The organism is Burkholderia sp. AU19243 (genome assembly GCF_018148075.1).
In the GTDB taxonomy this organism is placed as follows: Bacteria; Pseudomonadota; Gammaproteobacteria; order Burkholderiales; family Burkholderiaceae; genus Burkholderia; species Burkholderia latens_A.
This window is the reverse complement of sequence record NZ_JAGSTV010000014.1, coordinates 113,274-129,584: the sequence shown is the minus strand read 5'-3', so window position 1 is coordinate 129,584 and position 16,311 is coordinate 113,274. Positions and strand designations below refer to the sequence as shown.

At 65.7% G+C, this 16,311-nt stretch carries 15 protein-coding genes; 7 read left to right on the top strand and 8 right to left on the bottom strand.

The features are described from left to right. Positions 1 to 53: 53 nt before the first annotated feature. The 3 genes from grxD to KDW55_RS23635 all read left to right on the top strand — a co-directional run bounded on the left by grxD (position 54) and on the right by KDW55_RS23635 (position 1,976). On the top strand, positions 54 to 365 hold the full coding sequence (grxD, locus tag KDW55_RS23645) for a Grx4 family monothiol glutaredoxin (RefSeq protein ID WP_006477066.1): 312 nt from the start codon (positions 54 to 56) through the stop codon (positions 363 to 365). Between the two features lie 13 nt (positions 366 to 378). Further along, positions 379 to 975 carry a UbiX family flavin prenyltransferase gene (locus KDW55_RS23640; RefSeq protein WP_069240785.1) on the top strand — a complete coding sequence of 199 codons (597 nt, stop codon included), beginning with the start codon at positions 379 to 381 and terminating at the stop codon, positions 973 to 975. Between the two features lie 209 nt (positions 976 to 1,184). After that, complete coding sequence (locus KDW55_RS23635; protein WP_212149128.1) at positions 1,185 to 1,976, top strand: class III extradiol ring-cleavage dioxygenase; 792 nt, start codon at positions 1,185 to 1,187, stop codon at positions 1,974 to 1,976. Between the two features lie 118 nt (positions 1,977 to 2,094). Here the strand turns inward: KDW55_RS23635 and KDW55_RS23630 are convergent, their stop codons facing one another. Then, positions 2,095 to 3,693, bottom strand: a complete 1,599-nt coding sequence (locus KDW55_RS23630) for an APC family permease (protein ID WP_040143236.1) — start codon at positions 3,691 to 3,693, stop codon at positions 2,095 to 2,097. Positions 3,694 to 4,112: 419 nt separating this feature from the next. On the opposite strand from KDW55_RS23630, the gene KDW55_RS23625 reads away from it, so the two are divergent. Beyond that, on the top strand, positions 4,113 to 4,316 hold the full coding sequence (locus tag KDW55_RS23625; protein ID WP_006477070.1) for a cold-shock protein: 204 nt from the start codon (positions 4,113 to 4,115) through the stop codon (positions 4,314 to 4,316). A gap of 104 nt (positions 4,317 to 4,420) precedes the next feature. Here KDW55_RS23625 and KDW55_RS23620 read toward each other — a convergent pair whose 3' ends face one another. The 3 genes from KDW55_RS23620 to KDW55_RS23610 all read right to left on the bottom strand — a co-directional run bounded on the left by KDW55_RS23620 (position 4,421) and on the right by KDW55_RS23610 (position 7,929). After that, a complete protein-coding gene (locus KDW55_RS23620) occupies positions 4,421 to 5,671 on the bottom strand; it encodes an Hsp70 family protein (RefSeq protein ID WP_212161696.1) in 1,251 nt (416 codons plus the stop codon). 197 nt (positions 5,672 to 5,868) lie between these two features. After that, positions 5,869 to 6,474 (bottom strand): nitroreductase family protein, encoded by a 606-nt coding sequence (locus tag KDW55_RS23615; RefSeq protein ID WP_059545390.1) that lies wholly within the window; start codon positions 6,472 to 6,474, stop codon positions 5,869 to 5,871. A 171-nt stretch (positions 6,475 to 6,645) separates the two neighbouring features. Continuing rightward, on the bottom strand, positions 6,646 to 7,929 hold the full coding sequence (locus KDW55_RS23610) for an MFS transporter (protein ID WP_040143230.1): 1,284 nt from the start codon (positions 7,927 to 7,929) through the stop codon (positions 6,646 to 6,648). Between the two features lie 216 nt (positions 7,930 to 8,145). Between KDW55_RS23610 and KDW55_RS23605 the strand changes: the two genes are divergently transcribed. Both KDW55_RS23605 and KDW55_RS23600 read left to right on the top strand, forming a co-directional pair. Beyond that, a complete protein-coding gene (locus tag KDW55_RS23605; protein ID WP_059545394.1) occupies positions 8,146 to 8,781 on the top strand; it encodes a TetR/AcrR family transcriptional regulator in 636 nt (211 codons plus the stop codon). Between the two features lie 82 nt (positions 8,782 to 8,863). After that, positions 8,864 to 9,436: a DUF1415 domain-containing protein gene (locus tag KDW55_RS23600; protein WP_212161698.1), complete on the top strand. Its 573-nt coding sequence runs from the start codon at positions 8,864 to 8,866 to the stop codon at positions 9,434 to 9,436. Positions 9,437 to 9,508: 72 nt separating this feature from the next. On the opposite strand, the gene KDW55_RS23595 is transcribed toward KDW55_RS23600, so the two are convergent. From KDW55_RS23595 to KDW55_RS23585, 3 genes are all read right to left on the bottom strand, one after another. Further along, complete coding sequence (locus KDW55_RS23595; protein ID WP_212198050.1) at positions 9,509 to 10,399, bottom strand: SAM-dependent methyltransferase; 891 nt, start codon at positions 10,397 to 10,399, stop codon at positions 9,509 to 9,511. A gap of 89 nt (positions 10,400 to 10,488) precedes the next feature. Next, positions 10,489 to 11,622, bottom strand: a complete 1,134-nt coding sequence (locus tag KDW55_RS23590; protein WP_212198049.1) for a class I SAM-dependent methyltransferase — start codon at positions 11,620 to 11,622, stop codon at positions 10,489 to 10,491. Between the two features lie 149 nt (positions 11,623 to 11,771). Continuing rightward, positions 11,772 to 12,266, bottom strand: coding sequence for an LEA type 2 family protein (locus KDW55_RS23585; RefSeq protein ID WP_040143220.1), 495 nt, complete (start codon positions 12,264 to 12,266; stop codon positions 11,772 to 11,774). 642 nt (positions 12,267 to 12,908) lie between these two features. Between KDW55_RS23585 and KDW55_RS23580 the strand changes: the two genes are divergently transcribed. Then, positions 12,909 to 15,077 carry a M1 family metallopeptidase gene (locus KDW55_RS23580; RefSeq protein WP_040143219.1) on the top strand — a complete coding sequence of 723 codons (2,169 nt, stop codon included), beginning with the start codon at positions 12,909 to 12,911 and terminating at the stop codon, positions 15,075 to 15,077. Between the two features lie 98 nt (positions 15,078 to 15,175). Here KDW55_RS23580 and KDW55_RS23575 read toward each other — a convergent pair whose 3' ends face one another. Next, positions 15,176 to 16,204 (bottom strand): transporter, encoded by a 1,029-nt coding sequence (locus KDW55_RS23575; protein ID WP_212198048.1) that lies wholly within the window; start codon positions 16,202 to 16,204, stop codon positions 15,176 to 15,178. Positions 16,205 to 16,311: the final 107 nt, after the last annotated feature.

The following is a 16,311-nucleotide window of genomic DNA, read 5'->3' as shown; positions in this document are numbered from 1 at the left end:
GGTTGAAATCCGCTATCATTTCGTTCTAACGCCCCGCAAACGCAAGGTCAGTCATGGACACCCAACAACGTATCAAGCAAATCGTCGACGAAAACCAGGTCGTGCTCTTCATGAAGGGCAACGCGCAGTTCCCGATGTGCGGCTTTTCCGGCCGCGCAGTGCAGGTGCTGAAAGCCTGCGGCGTCGACCAATTCAAGACGGTGAACGTGCTCGAGGACGACGAAATCCGTCAGGGCATCAAGGCATTCTCGAATTGGCCCACCATCCCGCAGCTGTATGTGAAGGGCGAATTCATCGGCGGCTCGGACATCATGATGGAGATGTACCAGTCGGGCGAACTGCAGCAACTGTTCGCCGCTGCGTAACGTAGCGTCGCCGATGGCATTTCCCAGCGCGCCGCCGCGCCGGCTGATCGTCGCGATCACCGGAGCCACCGGCGCGGTCTACGGCGTGCGGCTGCTCGAACTGCTGCGCGCCGCCGGCGGCGTCGAAACGCATTTGCTGGTTTCGAACGCCGGCTGGCTCAATATCCAGCATGAACTGAAGCTGTCGAAAGCCGACGTCGAAAGCCGTGCCGATGTCGTGCATTCGGTACGCGACGTGGGCGCGACGATCGCGTCGGGCTCGTTCGCGACCGACGGGATGGTGATCGCGCCCTGCTCGATGAAGACGCTCGCGAGTGTCGCGCACGGGCTCTCGGACAACCTGATCACGCGTGCGGCCGACGTCACGCTGAAGGAACGCCGCCGTCTCGTGCTGATGGTGCGCGAAACACCGTTCAACCTCGCGCATCTGCGCAACATGACCGCCGTGACCGAAATGGGCGGCATCGTGTTCCCGCCGCTGCCTGCGTTCTACGCGATGCCGAAGACGATCGACGAACTGGTCGATCAGACTGTCACGCGCGTACTCGACCTCTTCGCGCTCGGCACGCCGATGACGGCGCCGTGGGCCGGAATCCGGCCGGCCCAGTAAGCGGTTCGGGGCGGTTCTTAGCCCTTCTTCGCTGATCCATCGCTTTCTCCACGATTTGCCGCGGCACGCGTCTGCGCGCACCCGGCGCGGGCGAATCTCCATTCGGCGATTATCAACTTATTCGATTCAATCAAATTCCAAAACACGCGTTTATCAATTCTTGGTGTGGACCTATAGTCACAGGCAAACCTTGTTGCAGGCCCCTCACCATGAATCGCTTGCCTTCGCTGTACCTGTCCCACGGCGCGCCGACGCTGCCGATCGATCCGACGCTGCCGTCCGGCGCGTTCACGCACCTCGGCGGCCAACTGCCGCGCCCGCGCGCAGTGCTGATGTTGTCCGCGCACTGGGGCACGCAGCAGCCGGTCGCGAGCGTCGCCGCGCAGCCTGAAACGATCCACGACTTTTACGGCTTCCCGCAGGCGCTGTACGACATCCGCTACCCGGCGCCGGGCGCGCCGGACGTCGCCGAGCGCGCTGCCACGCTGCTGAACGCGGCCGGCATCGCGACGGCGACGACCGAGCATGGCCTCGATCACGGCGCGTGGGTGCCGATGCTGTTGATGTTCCCGCAGGCCGACATGCCCGTCGCGCAGTTGTCGATCCAGCCGCGCGCGAACGCCGCCCATCACTTCGCGCTCGGCCGCGCGCTGCGTCCGCTGCGCGACGAAGGCGTGATGGTGATCGGCTCCGGCCAGATCACGCACAACCTGCGCGCGGCCGATTTCGGCGCGGCGCCCGAGGATGCGGACCCGCGCGTCGCCGAATTCACCGACTGGTTCGAAGCAAGGCTCGCCGCGCGCGACGTCGACGCGCTGCTCGACTATCGTCGGCAGGCGCCGCACGCGGCGTTGATGCATCCGACCGACGAACACCTGTTGCCGGTATTCGCCGCGCTCGGCGCGGCCGACGACGACTACCGGCTCGGCATCCAGTCGCTCGGCACGTATCAGCGCGTGCTCGCGATGACGAACTACGTGTTCGACAGCGCGAGCGCCTGAGTCGAGCGTCGCCCCGTCCCCGATGCGCGCCATAAAAGAAAACCCGCCCGAGCAGCGCTCGGACGGGCTTTTTTCACGCTTCCTGCCGCCGCCGATTCCGGCAGCAGGTCAGGCGTCGTCAAGCACCGATCCCTTCGAGGATCTCGTCGTGCGTTTCGCGCTCGTCGAGATACTGGGTCCGGTAGCCCGTGTTCACACCCCAGAAGTAGAACACCAGCGAGATCACCGCAACGACCAGCATGTCCCAGCCGTAAGGCAGCAAGCCGTGACCGCCGAACTCCTTGCTGCCGATGAGCGACAGCACGGCCATCGTCGGGAGGTACGCGACCAGCCACCATGCGGCTTTAAGGTCGGCACCCCAGCCGGTCCAGCCGGCCTTCGCCTGGAAGAAGAAGTACACCGGCAGGGCGACGATCATCAGCAGGATGATCTCGCCCGTCAGCGGCCACTTTGCCCAGTAGAGGATCAGCGAGGCGCAAACGAACGCGAACGGTGCGATCAGTTTCATCAGCGGAATCGACAGCGGACGCTCGATGTCGGTCGCCGCGCGGCGCAGCGCCATCAGGCTGATCGGGCCGGTCAGGTACGAAATCACCGTCGCGACCGAAATCACCGCCGCGAGCGAACTCCAGCCGCGGAAGAAGAACAGGAAAATGAACGACACGAGCAGGTTGAACCACATCGCCTGACGCGGCACACCGTAGATCGGGTGTACGTTGCCGAACATCTTCGGCATCGTGTTGTTGCGCTCCATCGCGTAGATCATGCGCGTGGTCGTCGCCATGTACGTCGTGCCGGTGCCGCTCGGGCTGATAAACGCATCGACGTACAGCAGGATCGCGAGCCAGTTCAGGTTCAGCGCGATCGCGAGTTCCGCGAACGGCGACGAGAAGTTGAAATGCGCCCAGCCCTTCGCGACTTCGGCCGGATCGACCGAGCCGATGTACGCCATCTGAAGCAGCACGTAGATCACGAGCGCGAGCAGGATCGACGTGATCACCGCAAACGGGACGCTGCGCGACGGGTTGCGCGCTTCACCGGCGAGGTTCACCGGGCTCTGGAAGCCGTTGAACGCGAATACGATACCGCTCGTCGCAACCGCGGTCAGCACGGCCGACCAGCCATACGGCGCGAAACTCGCGTTCGATGCGGTGCCGAGGTTTTCCGAATGGAAGCTCGTCAGCATCAGGCCGAGGATCGTGAGGCCGGGAATCAGGAACTTGAAGATCGTGATCGCGGTGTTGGCACGCGCGAATGCCTTCACGCCCCAGTAGTTCAACAGGAAGTAAACGACGACCAGCACGGCCGACAGCAACAGGCCCGGTGTCGTCAACTCGCCATTCACGAACAGCGCATGCGCCCACGGATACGGCCACGTGCTCATGTACTGAATCGACGCTTCCGCTTCGATCGGGATCACCGATACGATCGCAATCCAGTTTGCCCACGCGCTGATGAAGCCCACCAGCGAACCGTGCGAGTAGCGCGCGTAGCGCACCATGCCGCCGGACTCCGGAAACATCGCGCCGAGCTCGGCGTACGTGAGCGCAATCGCGAGAATCACGACCGCGCCGATGATCCATGCGCAAATCGCCGCCGGACCGGCGATCTTCGCGGCCTTCCAGGCGCCGAACAGCCAGCCCGAGCCGATAATCGAACCCAGCCCCGTCAGCATCAGTGCAAACGGGCCGATGTTCCGTTGAATAGAACTCTTCACATCCTCTCCTATGTCTCAAAAAGCACGGTCAGCCTGCTGTCCGGGATCGGCTCGGACAACGCCGCGCATGCCATTTTGGGGGGAGGGTCACCCGATCGGGGCAACCCGTCCACGCGGCGCGTAGTTTAACGGTTGCACCTGCGAGTTGGCGCCAAAATCGTTCGTCCCCTACAAAAAATTCGCATCGCTTGCAAGGTTTGTAAACCTGAACTCCGCAATAACCCTGAGAGCATGGAAATACGGTTGACCGCAGGGCCGATTAGCCGTATAAACAACGTTGCAGGATTTCAAGCGGCGAGTGAATTGGTTCTTTCGTAGTTCGCCCATCAACGGTACTCCGGTTGGTCCTATTACCCCCTTCCTTGATTTTCCGCACCCATGGGCTTCGGCCCCGTTTTATCTTTTTAGGAACAAGTAACATGGCAACCGGTACCGTCAAGTGGTTCAATGACGCAAAGGGCTTCGGCTTCATCACCCCGGAAGGCGGCGGCGACGATCTGTTCGCGCACTTCTCGGAAATCCGCGTCGAAGGCTTCAAGACGCTGCAAGAAAACCAGAAGGTTGAATTCGAAGTGAAGACGGGCCCGAAGGGTCTGCAAGCTGCGAACATCCGTCCGGTCTAAGTTCGGCGCGATATTTCGTGTAAAAAAGCCCCGCTTCGGCGGGGCTTTTTGTTTTCCGGCACAACCGCGCGTTTTGGCCGCGCTATCGAATGGCCTTCCGCCGTTCAGCCAAACAGCCGCTGCGCGTGAATGCCGAGCCCCGTCGCGACACTCGCAAGGCGATCGCCGAATACGGGCTGGGCGTCCGGGAACGCGCCGGCAAGCGCGCCCGACAGGAACGCGAGACCCGTCGAACCGCCGGTGAAATACAGCGCACCGACGTCGCGCGGCGCCACGCCCGCGAGCCGCACCGTTTCGCGCGCGGCTTCGACGATGCGGGCGGTATCGTCGACGCTCGCGTCGACGAGGCGCTTCGCATCGAACGCAATCTGCAGATCCTCTTCCACGTCGTTCAGGTCGATCATCGTCTCTCCGCCCGCCGCGACGCCGATCTTCGCCTCCTCCGCGCGTGCCATCAGCGCATGCCCAAGCCGCTGCTCGACCACGCGCGTGAGCCGATCGTGCTGCCGCACGTCCTGATACAGGTGCCTCATCAGCTTCAATTCGCCGAGCCGCTTCGGCGTGTAGACCGTATTGATCAGGTGCCAGGTCGCGAGATCGAAGTAGATGCGGTTCGGCAGTTCGCGGCCCTCGGGGTCGAGCGCCCGGTAGCCGAACGCGGGCAGGATCGCCGCCAGCTCGACGCGCCGGTCGTAGTCGGTGCCGGCGACGTGGACGCCGTGGTGCGCGAGCACGTCGTCCTTGCGCTCGAGGCGTGCCTTCCGTTCCGGCCCCACACGGACCAGCGAAAAGTCCGACGTGCCGCCGCCGATGTCCGCGACGAGCACGAGCCGTTCGGCCTGCTGGCGCGACTCGTAGTCGAACGCCGCGGCGATCGGCTCGTACTGGAAATGCACGTCGGCGAAGCCGACCGCGCGCGCGGCTGCTTCGAGCTGGTTCTGCGCGAGACGGTCCGCGCGCGGATCCTCGTCGACGAAAAACACCGGCCGGCCGAGCACCGCACGGCCGATCGGCGCGCCGGCGTGTGCCTCCGCCTTGCGCTTCAGGTGCATCAGGAAGCGGGCGATGATCTCCGTGTACGCGATCGCGCTGCCGTCGCCGAGATCGGTCGTGGTCTCCGCGAGCGGCGAGCCGAGAATGCTCTTCATCGACCGCATCAGGCGGCCGTCGAAACCGTCTATATAGGACGCAAGCGCCGCGCGGCCGAACTCGACCGTTTCTTCGTCGTTATTGAAGAAGATCGCGGTAGGCAGCGTCAGATGGTCGCCCTCGACGGGCGCGAGACGCATGCCATCGCCGCCGGGCAGCGCCACGGCGGAATTGGACGTGCCGAAATCGATCGCGCAGTAAGTCATGGGAAGGTGCCGCAGCATGGCCGGCGCGAAAACGGAAAGGACGGGCTTTTTAACATGAAGCCCGCCGGATCACAACCGGTGCGCTTCGGCGGCGCCGGCCGGCCCGCCGGCGGCAGCGCCGCGCTGGCATCCGGCGCGCCGGCTACCCGCCGGCATCGAGGACGGAGCGCACCGTGGATGCCCGCCCGAATACGAGATCAGGCCGCGGCATCGAACCCCTTTTTCCACGCGCCCGCATAAACGACTTCGCCGATCGGATGGCGCGTGCGCGGCGCCTTTTCGCGGTCGCGCAGCACGGGATCGAGCTTGTCGACGTTGCCGTAATGGCCAAGCGAGATGATCGCCGGGATCGCGACGTCGGCAGGAATCTCGAACGCATCGCGGAATGCCTTCGCGTCGAAGCCGCTCATCTGATGCGCGGCAAGGCCCAGCGCGTGCGCCTGCAGCACCAGCGACATCGCCGCCGCGCCCGCGTCGTACAGTGCGGTCGGCGCCGGCTCGCCCTTCGGCGTGAGCGTGTGCGCGGTCACGGCGATCAGCACCGGCGCCGGCGCGTTCCAGCCCTGGTTGAACGGCACCAGCGTCGCGAACGCGCGCTTGAATGCCGCTTCGTCATGGGTGCGATCGAATACGATGAAGCGCCACGGCTGCGCGTTATACGCGGACGGCGCCCAACGCGCGGCTTCGAGCACCGCGTGCAGGTCGGCGGCACTGATCGGCTCGTCCGAATATGCACGCGGGCTCCAGCGGCCCGCGATCAGATCGTGAATCGAAACGGTGGTGGGAGCAGGTTTGACGGACATGCATTTCCTCGCTGGCATCGATGAAGGGGCGCGAACGCCCCGGCGAATCGCAAGCATAACCGCTTGCGCCGCGACGCGCCCGCTGATCCCGCTCAATGCAAATCACCGATCCTGCGTTGACCGCCTCGAGGGCGTGCCGCCCAGGTGCGCCAGCCAGCCGAACCGGTGCCGTCAGACCGCCTGCGCGGCCGCGCGCGACGGCCCGCGGTTGATCCGCAGCACGATCAACGCACCGACGATGCAAAGGCCGCCCGAGATCATCGACGCGATCGTATAAGTGCCGAGGCTCGCGCGCAGCAGCCCTGCGCCGAGCGCCGCGAACGCCGCCCCGAGCTGGTGGCCGGCGACGATCCAGCCGAACACGACCGGCGCCGCGGCCTTGCCGAACACGTCGGTGGCGAGCCGCACGGTCGGCGGGACGGTGGCGATCCAGTCGAGCCCGTAGAACATCGCGAACAGCGGCAGCCCGAAGAAATCGATGCCGAATGCGTGCGGCAGATAGATCAGCGACAGCCCGCGCAGCCCGTAGTACCAGAACAGCAGCACGCGGTTGTCGTAACGGTCCGACAGCCAGCCCGACAGCGTCGTGCCGAACAGGTCGAACACGCCCATCGCGGCGAGCAGCGATGCGCCCTGCACTTCGGTCATCCCGTAGTCGCTGCACATCGCGATCAGGTGCGTGCCGACATAGCCGTTGGTGCTCGCGCCGCAGATGAAGAAGCTGAAGAACAGCAGCCAGAAATCGCGCGAGCGGCTCGCCGTCAACAGCGTGCGGAACGCGACCGCGAGCGGGTTCTCCTTCGTCGCGTCGGGGGCCGCCGGCGCATCGGCGGGCTCGCCGTATGGGCGCAACTGCACGTCGGCCGGCCGCTCCGGCAGCAGGAACGCGACCAGCGGAATCACGATCGCGGCCGCCAGCGCGACAACCAGCACGACCGGGCGCCAGCCATGACGCTGCGCGATGGCCGCGAGCATCGGCAGAAACACGAGCTGGCCCGTCGCCGTGCTCGCCGTCAGGATGCCCATCACGAGGCCGCGCCGCGCATGGAACCAGCGTGTGACGAAAGTCGCGGACAGCGTCAGCGCGACCACGCCGGTCGAACAGCCCACCATCAGCCCCCAGATCACGACCATCTGCCAGCTCTGCGTCATCATCGACGAAAGCGCGACACCCGCACCCATCGTCACGAGCGCGGTGAGGATCGTGGGCCGCAGCCCGAAGCGCTGCATCGCCGCCGCCGCGAACGGCCCGGTCAGCCCATACAACGCGATGTTCACCGAAATCGCGAGCGAAATCGCCGCGCGGCTCCAGCCGAGCTCGCGCTCAAGCGGCACCATCAGTACGCTCGGCGTCGCGCGCGTACCGGCCGCCGCGAGCAGGATCAGGAAAACCACCGCCGCCGCGAGCCATCCGTAATGGAAACGCCCGCCGATTCGTGTCACTGCCCAGTTCATGTCATCCCTCTCCTGTTGGCGCAGCGGCGCCCGCGCGCCTGAACCGCCTTGCACCAGGCCTCTTCCGCCGCACACCGCATCGGCTGACCCGGGCCGATGCCTGGCATTTGTCCGTGGACGCGACCAGCATTGTTACCGGTCGGTCACAAGTGTGTTGCGATCGTAGTTACCAGTCGGTAACATGTCAAGCAATTCATCACGCATTCGAGGGGCATCATGTCGGGCATCGAGGCCGCCAACAAGCCGCTGGCGCAACCGTCGGCGCGGCGCACGCGCCGGCCCATCGCCGCGGCCGCCGCGCAGGAGCACCTGCTGCGCGCCGCGCAGGAGTTGTTTTACAAGGAAGGCGTGCGCGCAGTCGGCGTCGAGGCGGTCGTGGAACGCGCGGGCGTCAACAAGATGAGCCTGTACCGTCAGTTCTCGTCGAAGGACGAACTGATCCTCGCGTATCTGGAGCGCATGGATGCGTGCTTCTTCGAGCGTCTCGATTCGAGCGTCGCGAAGCATCCGGGCCAGCCCAGGGCGCAGCTAATCCAGTATTTCACCGATCTCGCCGAGCGCGCAACGCAGAAGGACTATCGCGGCTGCCCGTTCGTCAATGTCGCGGCCGAATTCCCGGATGCGTCGCATCCCGCGCGCGAGCGTGTCGCGCAGAACAAGGAACAGCTGATGAAGCGGCTCGTCGAGCTGTGCGAAGGGGCCGGCGCGCGGCAGCCGCAGGCGCTCGCCGATGCGCTGGCGCTCGTCGTCGAAGGCATCTACGCGGCCAGCCAGACCTACCGGCATGGTGAAACGCCGATCGGCACCGCGCCCGCGCTGGTAACGCAACTGATCGAAGCCGCATGCGTATGACACGCCGGGCCGGTCAATATCCGGCGCGCGCGCCGCGGCTACAATGCGGCCCTCGCCGCCGTTCCGTCCGATTGCCTTCACCATGACCGATAGCCGCCCCGAATCTCAAGACGACATCGTCGCCGCCACCCGGCACTGGCTCGCGCGCGCGGTGATCGGGCTCAATCTGTGCCCGTTTGCGAAAAGCGTGTATGTGAAGGAACAGGTGCGCTATGCGATCAGCGAAGCAACGACACTGGAGGATGCGCTCGCCGATCTCGAAACCGAATTGCGCGCGCTCGAGGCCGCGGACCCGCAACAGGTCGACACGACGCTCGTGATCTACCCGCGCGTTTTCGCGGACTTCGTCGACTACAACGACGCGCTGTTCTTCGCCGACCGGCTGGTGCAGCAATTACGCCTCGACGGCGTACTGCAGATCGCGAGCTTCCATCCCGAGTACCGGTTCGAAGGCAGCGAAGCCGACGACATCGAGAACTACACCAACCGCGCGCCGTATCCGATCCTGCACCTGCTGCGCGAGGACAGCATCGCGCGCGCGGTGAATGCGTTCCCGGACGCATCGGCGATCTACGAGAAAAACCAGGAAACGCTGCGCCGCCTCGGGCACGACGGCTGGCGTGAATGGATGCGCCGCCCGGGCGACGACGTCTGACGCATCGCGCAACGGCCGGGTCGCGCGCGGCACACGCATCGGCCGCCCGGTCGCACCTTCGGGGCCGCCCGCTCAGTCCGCAGCCGGCTCGATCGCTGCGCCGCCCGCCCCCGCGGGCGTCGGCACGAAGAAGCGCTCGTTCAGCTCGGCAAGCCCGAACATCCCGAGGATCTCGTTCAGCCGCTCGCCGGGCTTGCGGCGCGGCAGGTTCTTGTACTGCGCGATGATCAGCTCGTTCTTCATTGAATGCTCCCAGCCGACCAGCTCCGTCACGCTCACCTGATAGCCGTGCGCCTCGAGCTGCAGGCAGCGCAGCACGTTGGTGATCTGGCTGCCGAATTCGCGCGTATGCAGCGGATGCCGCCACACTTCCGTCAGCGCATTCGCGAGCGACTTGCCCTTGTTCTTGCGCAGCACGCCCGCGACTTCCGCCTGGCAGCACGGCACCAGCACGATGTGTTGCGCGCGCTTCGCCAGCGCGAAGCGAATCGCGTCGTCGGTCGCCGTGTCGCATGCGTGCAGCGCAGTGACGACGTCGACCGTCTCCGGCAGCTTCGGCGACGTGATCGAATCGGCCACCGACAGGTTCAGGAACGACATGCCGCCGAACCCGAGCCGCGCGGCCAGCTCGGCGGAGCGCGTGACGAGCTCCTCGCGCGTCTCGATCCCGTACACGTGCGACGTGAACGCCGGCGTGCCGTGCCCCGGCTGCTGCTTGAAGAACAGGTCGTACAGGATGAAGCCGAGATACGACTTGCCTGCGCCGTGATCGACGAGCGTGACGGCGCCCTTGTCGGCGTGCACGCTCGCGAGCAGCGGCTCGATGAACTGGAACAGGTGATAGACCTGCTTCAGCTTGCGGCGGCTGTCCTGGTTCAGCTTGCCGTCGCGGGTCAGGATATGCAGTTCCTTCAGCAGCTCGACGGACTGCTCCGGACGGATTTCGTAGGTCTTGTTCGACATCGTGAAGCGGCGCCGGGCCACGGTCGGTCGACCACGGCCCGGCGGCGGGATTTCGTGAGGAATGGCGACAGTTTACCGAAAATGCGCGGTCAGGCCCGCGCGCCGAGCCGCCACAGCGACGTGACCTCGGCGCGGCGCGCCGCGTGCAGCGGATCGTCCGCATCGGCCGACTTCGGGTGCGCCGGGCGGATGTCTTCGCGGCCGAGCACGGCGAGCTCGGCTTCGTCGATCCATTGCAACAGCGTGTCGCGCGGCCGCAGCCCGAGATGCTCGGCGAAATCGGACAGGATCAGCCAGCCTTCGCCGCCCGGCTCGAGATGGGCGGCGAGCCCCGCCAGGAATCCGCGCAGCATGCGGCTGTCGGGATCGTAGACCGCGTATTCGATCGGCGCGCTGGGACGCGCCGGCACCCACGGCGGATTGCAGACGACGAGCGGCGCGCGGCCGGCGGGGAACAGGTCGGCTTCGACGACGTCGACGCGCTCGGCATAGCCGAGCCGCGCGACGTTCTCGCGCGCGCATGCGAGCGCGCGCGGATCCTGGTCGGTCGCGACGATGCGCTCGACGCCGCGCGACGCGAGCACGGCCGCGAGCACGCCGGTGCCCGTGCCGATGTCGAACGCGAGCGACGTCGCGGGCAACGGCGCGCGCGCGACGAGCTCGACGTATTCGCCGCGAACCGGCGAGAACACCCCGTAATGCGGATGGATCGGCGCGCCGCCGAGTGCCGGAATCGGCACGCCCTTCTTGCGCCATTCGTGCGCGCCGACGAGCCCGAGCAGTTCGCGCAACGACACGATCGACGGCACGCCGCCCGCGCCGTACGCTTCCTCGCATGCGGCGCGCACGTCCGGAGCGCGGCGCAGCGCAATCGTGTAGTCGGCCTCGAGCGGGATCAGCAGCATCCCGAGCGTGCGGGCGCGTTGCGACTGTGCGAGCCGGTGCAGGTTGAACGCATCGACGCCGGCCGCAGCCTTCGCCTTCTTCGGCTTGCGCTCGACGCGGCGCGCCATCGCCTGCACGAGCTGGCGCGCATTCTGGAAGTCGCCCTGCCAGACGAGCGCCGTGCCCTCGCAGGCGAGGCGATACGCGGCGTCGGCGGTCAGGCGGTCGTCGGCCGCCACGGCGCGCTTCGGCGGCGGCACGCCGGCTTCGGAACGCCAGCGCAGCGCATGTTCGGCGCCGTCGGCGTCGGTCCAGTGGAAAACGGGGAAATCGGTCACGCGAGCTCGGTTACAGGTTGGCTTCAGACAGGCGGTGCGACCGGAGAGTGCACCGCGCGGACCACACCATACCGTGCTTTGCGCGCGCGGCAAAGCGCGCGAACCACTGCTGGTTCCGCCCCTTTCCGCGGCGGCCGCCGCACATCCGCCTACCCGCCCCATCCCGGCGCGGCCGGCATCCGCAGCGTGCCCGCGTCGCTGAACCGCACGGTACCGAGCACGCCGCCCGCGAGCCGGCCGCGCAGCGCGTATGGCAACTCGCCGTTCGCTGCCGCGCCGGGCAGATTCCACGCCTGCCGCGCGGCGGCGAACGCCGATACCGACACGGGCACGTCGATCACGGCCTCGCCGAAGCGCGGGACGATGCCGGAGCGGTCGCTGACGCCGCTCGCGAACGGTGTGCCGTTCAGGTCAAGCGCGACCGAAATGCCGTCGTATTCGATCGGCGCGTCGTTCGGGTTCTGCACGCGCAGCTTGAGGCTGAAACGCATCTCGAGACCTTGCCCGACGAGCGGCTCGAGGCCGGCGACCGTGACGCTCACGGGTTCGCGCGTCAGGCCCGCGCAGCCGGCGAGCAGCAACCCGGCGGCGAACAGCGGCAGTACGGCGCGAAGCACTGCGATTCGGAACAACGCGTGTGGCATCAAGGGCCTCCGGGCGGGAATCGATCGTCACGGTATCGATGCATTGTACCGAGCGCGCGCCGCGACGCGCCGATTCGTAGTTTTCCAGCACCGCCTCGATCCTTAATAGATTAAAACTACGAAAATACCGGACAAACAAAATTCTAATTAATGCCTCCCGGCATTCAATCGGCCGCACAAGCCGCAATCGAATCACCTTCTAATTTTTTCGTTTCCTTTACCCAAAACCATCAAGTATATTTACCCATCCTTCGAGCAGGCCGACAAAGCTTCAAGCCGCATGACGGCGATTTTACGGAACGGCGACAGGCCGTCCTTCCGTCCTGCGGCCTGGTACGGCCAGCCCCGTGGGCTGTCGGTTTAAAGGGAATGCACGCCCGCGCAGGGCGGGCGGCCCCGTGTCGTGCGCGCGAAATCAATTCAGTAGAACACGCGCCCGGCCATTTTGAACCGGCAAGTTAACCGACATCCGGAAACACAGAGGGGGCAGTAAACCATGATTACCTTCACGTAGTCGGCCGACCGTCTTTTCGAATAAACCGTCATTGGCATTTCTCGTCGCTGTTGATTAACGGCGAGGGGTTCCTTTTGCCGGCGTTTTCGCAGCACTGAACGATTCCTTCAACAATAGAGGTTTCAGTCATGTCGATCAACATTCACAAGATGCGTTATCTGCCGCTGGTCGCCGCGCTCGCACTCGCCGGGTGCGGTGGCGACGACGGCGGCGTGGGTTCGGCTTCCGCACTCAGCTCTGCCGGCGCGCCGCATTCCAGTTCGGCGCCCGCCGCCAGCACGCCGCCGAGCCCATCCAATGTCGACAAGAGCGTATCGCCTGTCGAGCTGCCGGACACTGTCGTGCCGGTCAACTACCGGCTGTGGTTCCGCCCGAACGACGCGCTGAACGCGTTTGACGGGCGCGCCGACGTCGAGATCAAGGTGCTGAAGCCGGTCAACAACATCGTGGTCGCCGGCCACCGGATCAAGTTCACGAACGGCCGCATCACGCTGCAGCCGGGCAACATCCAGCTGATCGCGACACCGCAGGACAAGGGCGACTTCTACCAGCTGCGCCCCGTCGCCGGCACGATCGCCCCGGGCAACTATTCGCTGCACATGGAGTGGTCGGGCATCATCAACTTCAAGTCGTATGACGATCCGGCCACGCAGACGGGCGGCAGCTGCGGCGACGATCCGTATCCGGGCTGCTCGGCCGCGGAAGGCGTGTTCCGCGTCGACCTGAAAAGCACCGACGGCACGACGAGCGGCGCGATCCTCACGCAGGGCGAAACGAACCTGGCGCGCCAGTGGTTCCCCGGCTGGGACGAGCCGGCGTTCCGTCCGACCTATGAAGTGACGGCCGAAGTGCCGCAGAACTGGCGCGTGGTGTCGAATGCGGCCGAAAAGCCGTCGACCAACGTTGGCGGCGGATACAAGCTCGTGCAGTTCGAGAAGACCCCGCCGATGCCGTCGTACCTGCTGTTTTTCGGCGGCGGGATGTTCGACACCTACGAGGACGATTTCACGAGCCCGCTGCCGGGCGGCAAGGGCGGCCTGCATCTGCGCGTGTTCACGCCGCCGGGCATGAGCGACTGGGCGAAGCCGGCGATGGATCGCACCAAGCAGGCGCTCGACTTCTACTACCGCTACACGGGCATTCCGCTGCCGCTGACGAAGTTCGACACGGTCGCCGCGAACGACGCGTTCAAGGAACAGAAGGACCTGAACTTCGGCGGGATGGAGAACTGGGGGTCGATCCTCGAATTCGCCGACGACATCTTGCCGCAGCCGGGCCAGCCGATGTCGCACTACGGCAACGAGGTGCTGACGCACGAAGTCGCGCATCAGTGGTTCGGCGATCTCGTCACGACCGACTGGTGGGACAACGTGTGGCTCAATGAATCGTTCGCGACGTTCTTCGAAACGAAGACGACGATCCAGTTCTTCCCCGACGAGTTCAGCTGGCTCGACCAGGTGAAGAACAAGTATCGCGTGATCAATCGCGACATCGGCCCGAACGCGTTCCCTGTCGCGCCGAACTTCAACGACTGGGCGTCGAACGACTTCGTGCTGAGCGCAAGCGCGTTCACGTACGACAAGGGCGGCCACGTGCTGAAGACGCTCGAGAACTATCTCGGCGAGCAAACCTTGCGCAAGGGCTTGCAGCAATACCTGGTCGACTACTCGTTCGGCAACGGCACGCCGAAGCGCCTGTGGGATGCGCTGTCGAAGGCGAGCGGCCAGCCGGTCGGCCCGATCGGCGACAGCTACGTGCGCCAGACGGGTGTGCCGCTGATCTCGCTCGACACGCAGTGCGACATGACGAAGAACCAGACGATCGTCACGTTGAAACAGCAGCCGTTCCCGAACAAGAACGCGTACCCGGGCCTGCAATGGACGGTGCCGATCACGCTCGCGTACGGCCAGGGTCTCGCGCAACGCACGACGCTCGCGCTGAAGGATACGCAGACGCAGACGCGGGTCGACGGCTGCACGGGCGTGGTCGCGGATCCGAGCGGGCTCGATTACTACGTCGTGAACTACAGCGACGCCGCGTGGAGCGGCCTGCTCACGCAGGTCAACGGCTCTACCGATCCGGTGCTGCTCGCGAACCTGAAGAGCGAGGCCGCGCTGCTCGTGGCGAACAACCTCGCGCCGGCTTCGCGCTCGACGTCGATCGGCTCGGTTGCTTCGCCGGCCGCGATGAAGCTGCGTCAGACGCCGAGCTTCGGCGGCATCGCACCGGCGGTGAAGGAGCGCCCGTCGCTGCGCTATCAGGGCATGTTCAAGCCGCGCAAGACGCTCGTTCAGTAACGTTGTTCCGGCCGGCGCCGTGCTTTGCGGCGCCGGCCGGCGTTCAGATGTCACGTCCGTTCCGGGCCTCGCGTGCGAGGCCTTTTTTTCGAATGCCGCTAACGATCGTCGCGCCGGCGGAACGCCCACCACGCGGCAAGCGCGGTGAAGCCCGCGACGAGCAACGCCATCAGCCAGAACCCGTGCTTGTTCTCGGCGAACGGCACCCCGCCGACGTTCATCCCGAAGAAACCCGCGACGATGTTGATCGGCAGCGCGATCACGGTGACGAGCGTGAGCGTGAACAGCGTCCGGTTGTTCTGCTCGTCGAGCCGCGAACCGATCTCTTCCTGCAACAGCTTGATCCGCTCGTTGAGCCCCGACAGATCGGCAAGCACCAGCGAGAACTCTTCGGTCGACTCGCGCAGCTCTTGCACGTCCTCGGGATGCAGCCACGCGGGCGGCTTCGCGAGCAGCCGGAAGATCGACCCCGGCTCGGGCGCGAGCATCCGTTGCAGCCGCGTCAGCGTGCGGCGCATCGCGCCAAGCTCGACGCGATTCGACGTAAGCCGCTGCGACAGGAAGCGATCCTCGATGCGGTCGACGTCGACGCTCGTGCGCCGCATGATCTGGATCAGCAGGTCAGCCTGATCGCGCAGCAGATGCACGAGCAGCTCGGCCGGCGAGCGGAACCGTTCGCCGTCGCGCACGCATGCGCGCAGCGTGTCGACCGAGCGCAGCGGCTTGAGCCGAGCAGTGACCATGATGCGCCGCTCGACGTGCACGAACAGCGTCGCGATTTCGGACGGCGTTAGTTCGAGGTTGAACATCACGTCGTTGACGATGGCGCGCAGCGCGCCGTCTTCCTGCTCGATGCGCGTCGAGCGCGATCCTTCGTGCAGGAATTCGAAGAAGCTGTCCGGCAATGCGAGATGCGTGCGCATCCAGCGCTCGCTCGCGCCGTGCGCGAGATTGAAGTGCAGCCAGACGAAGTCGTCCGAGGCGGCCGCATCGCCGTCGCGGCACGTGCGCAACCATGCGGCGGCCGCATCGGCGTCGAGCATCGCCCCCGATCCGCCTGGCACGAAACGGAATCCGCACACCATGCCGGACGTATCGGCGCCGTAAGTCTGTACGATCAGGTCCATCGTGTCGAAAGTCGTGCGGCGCGCACCGTGCCGCGCTTCGCGCGCCGCGGCGCGACGCCGGGAAATGAAAGGAAACGTATGCCCGACGCGCGTGACGTTCTCGTGAC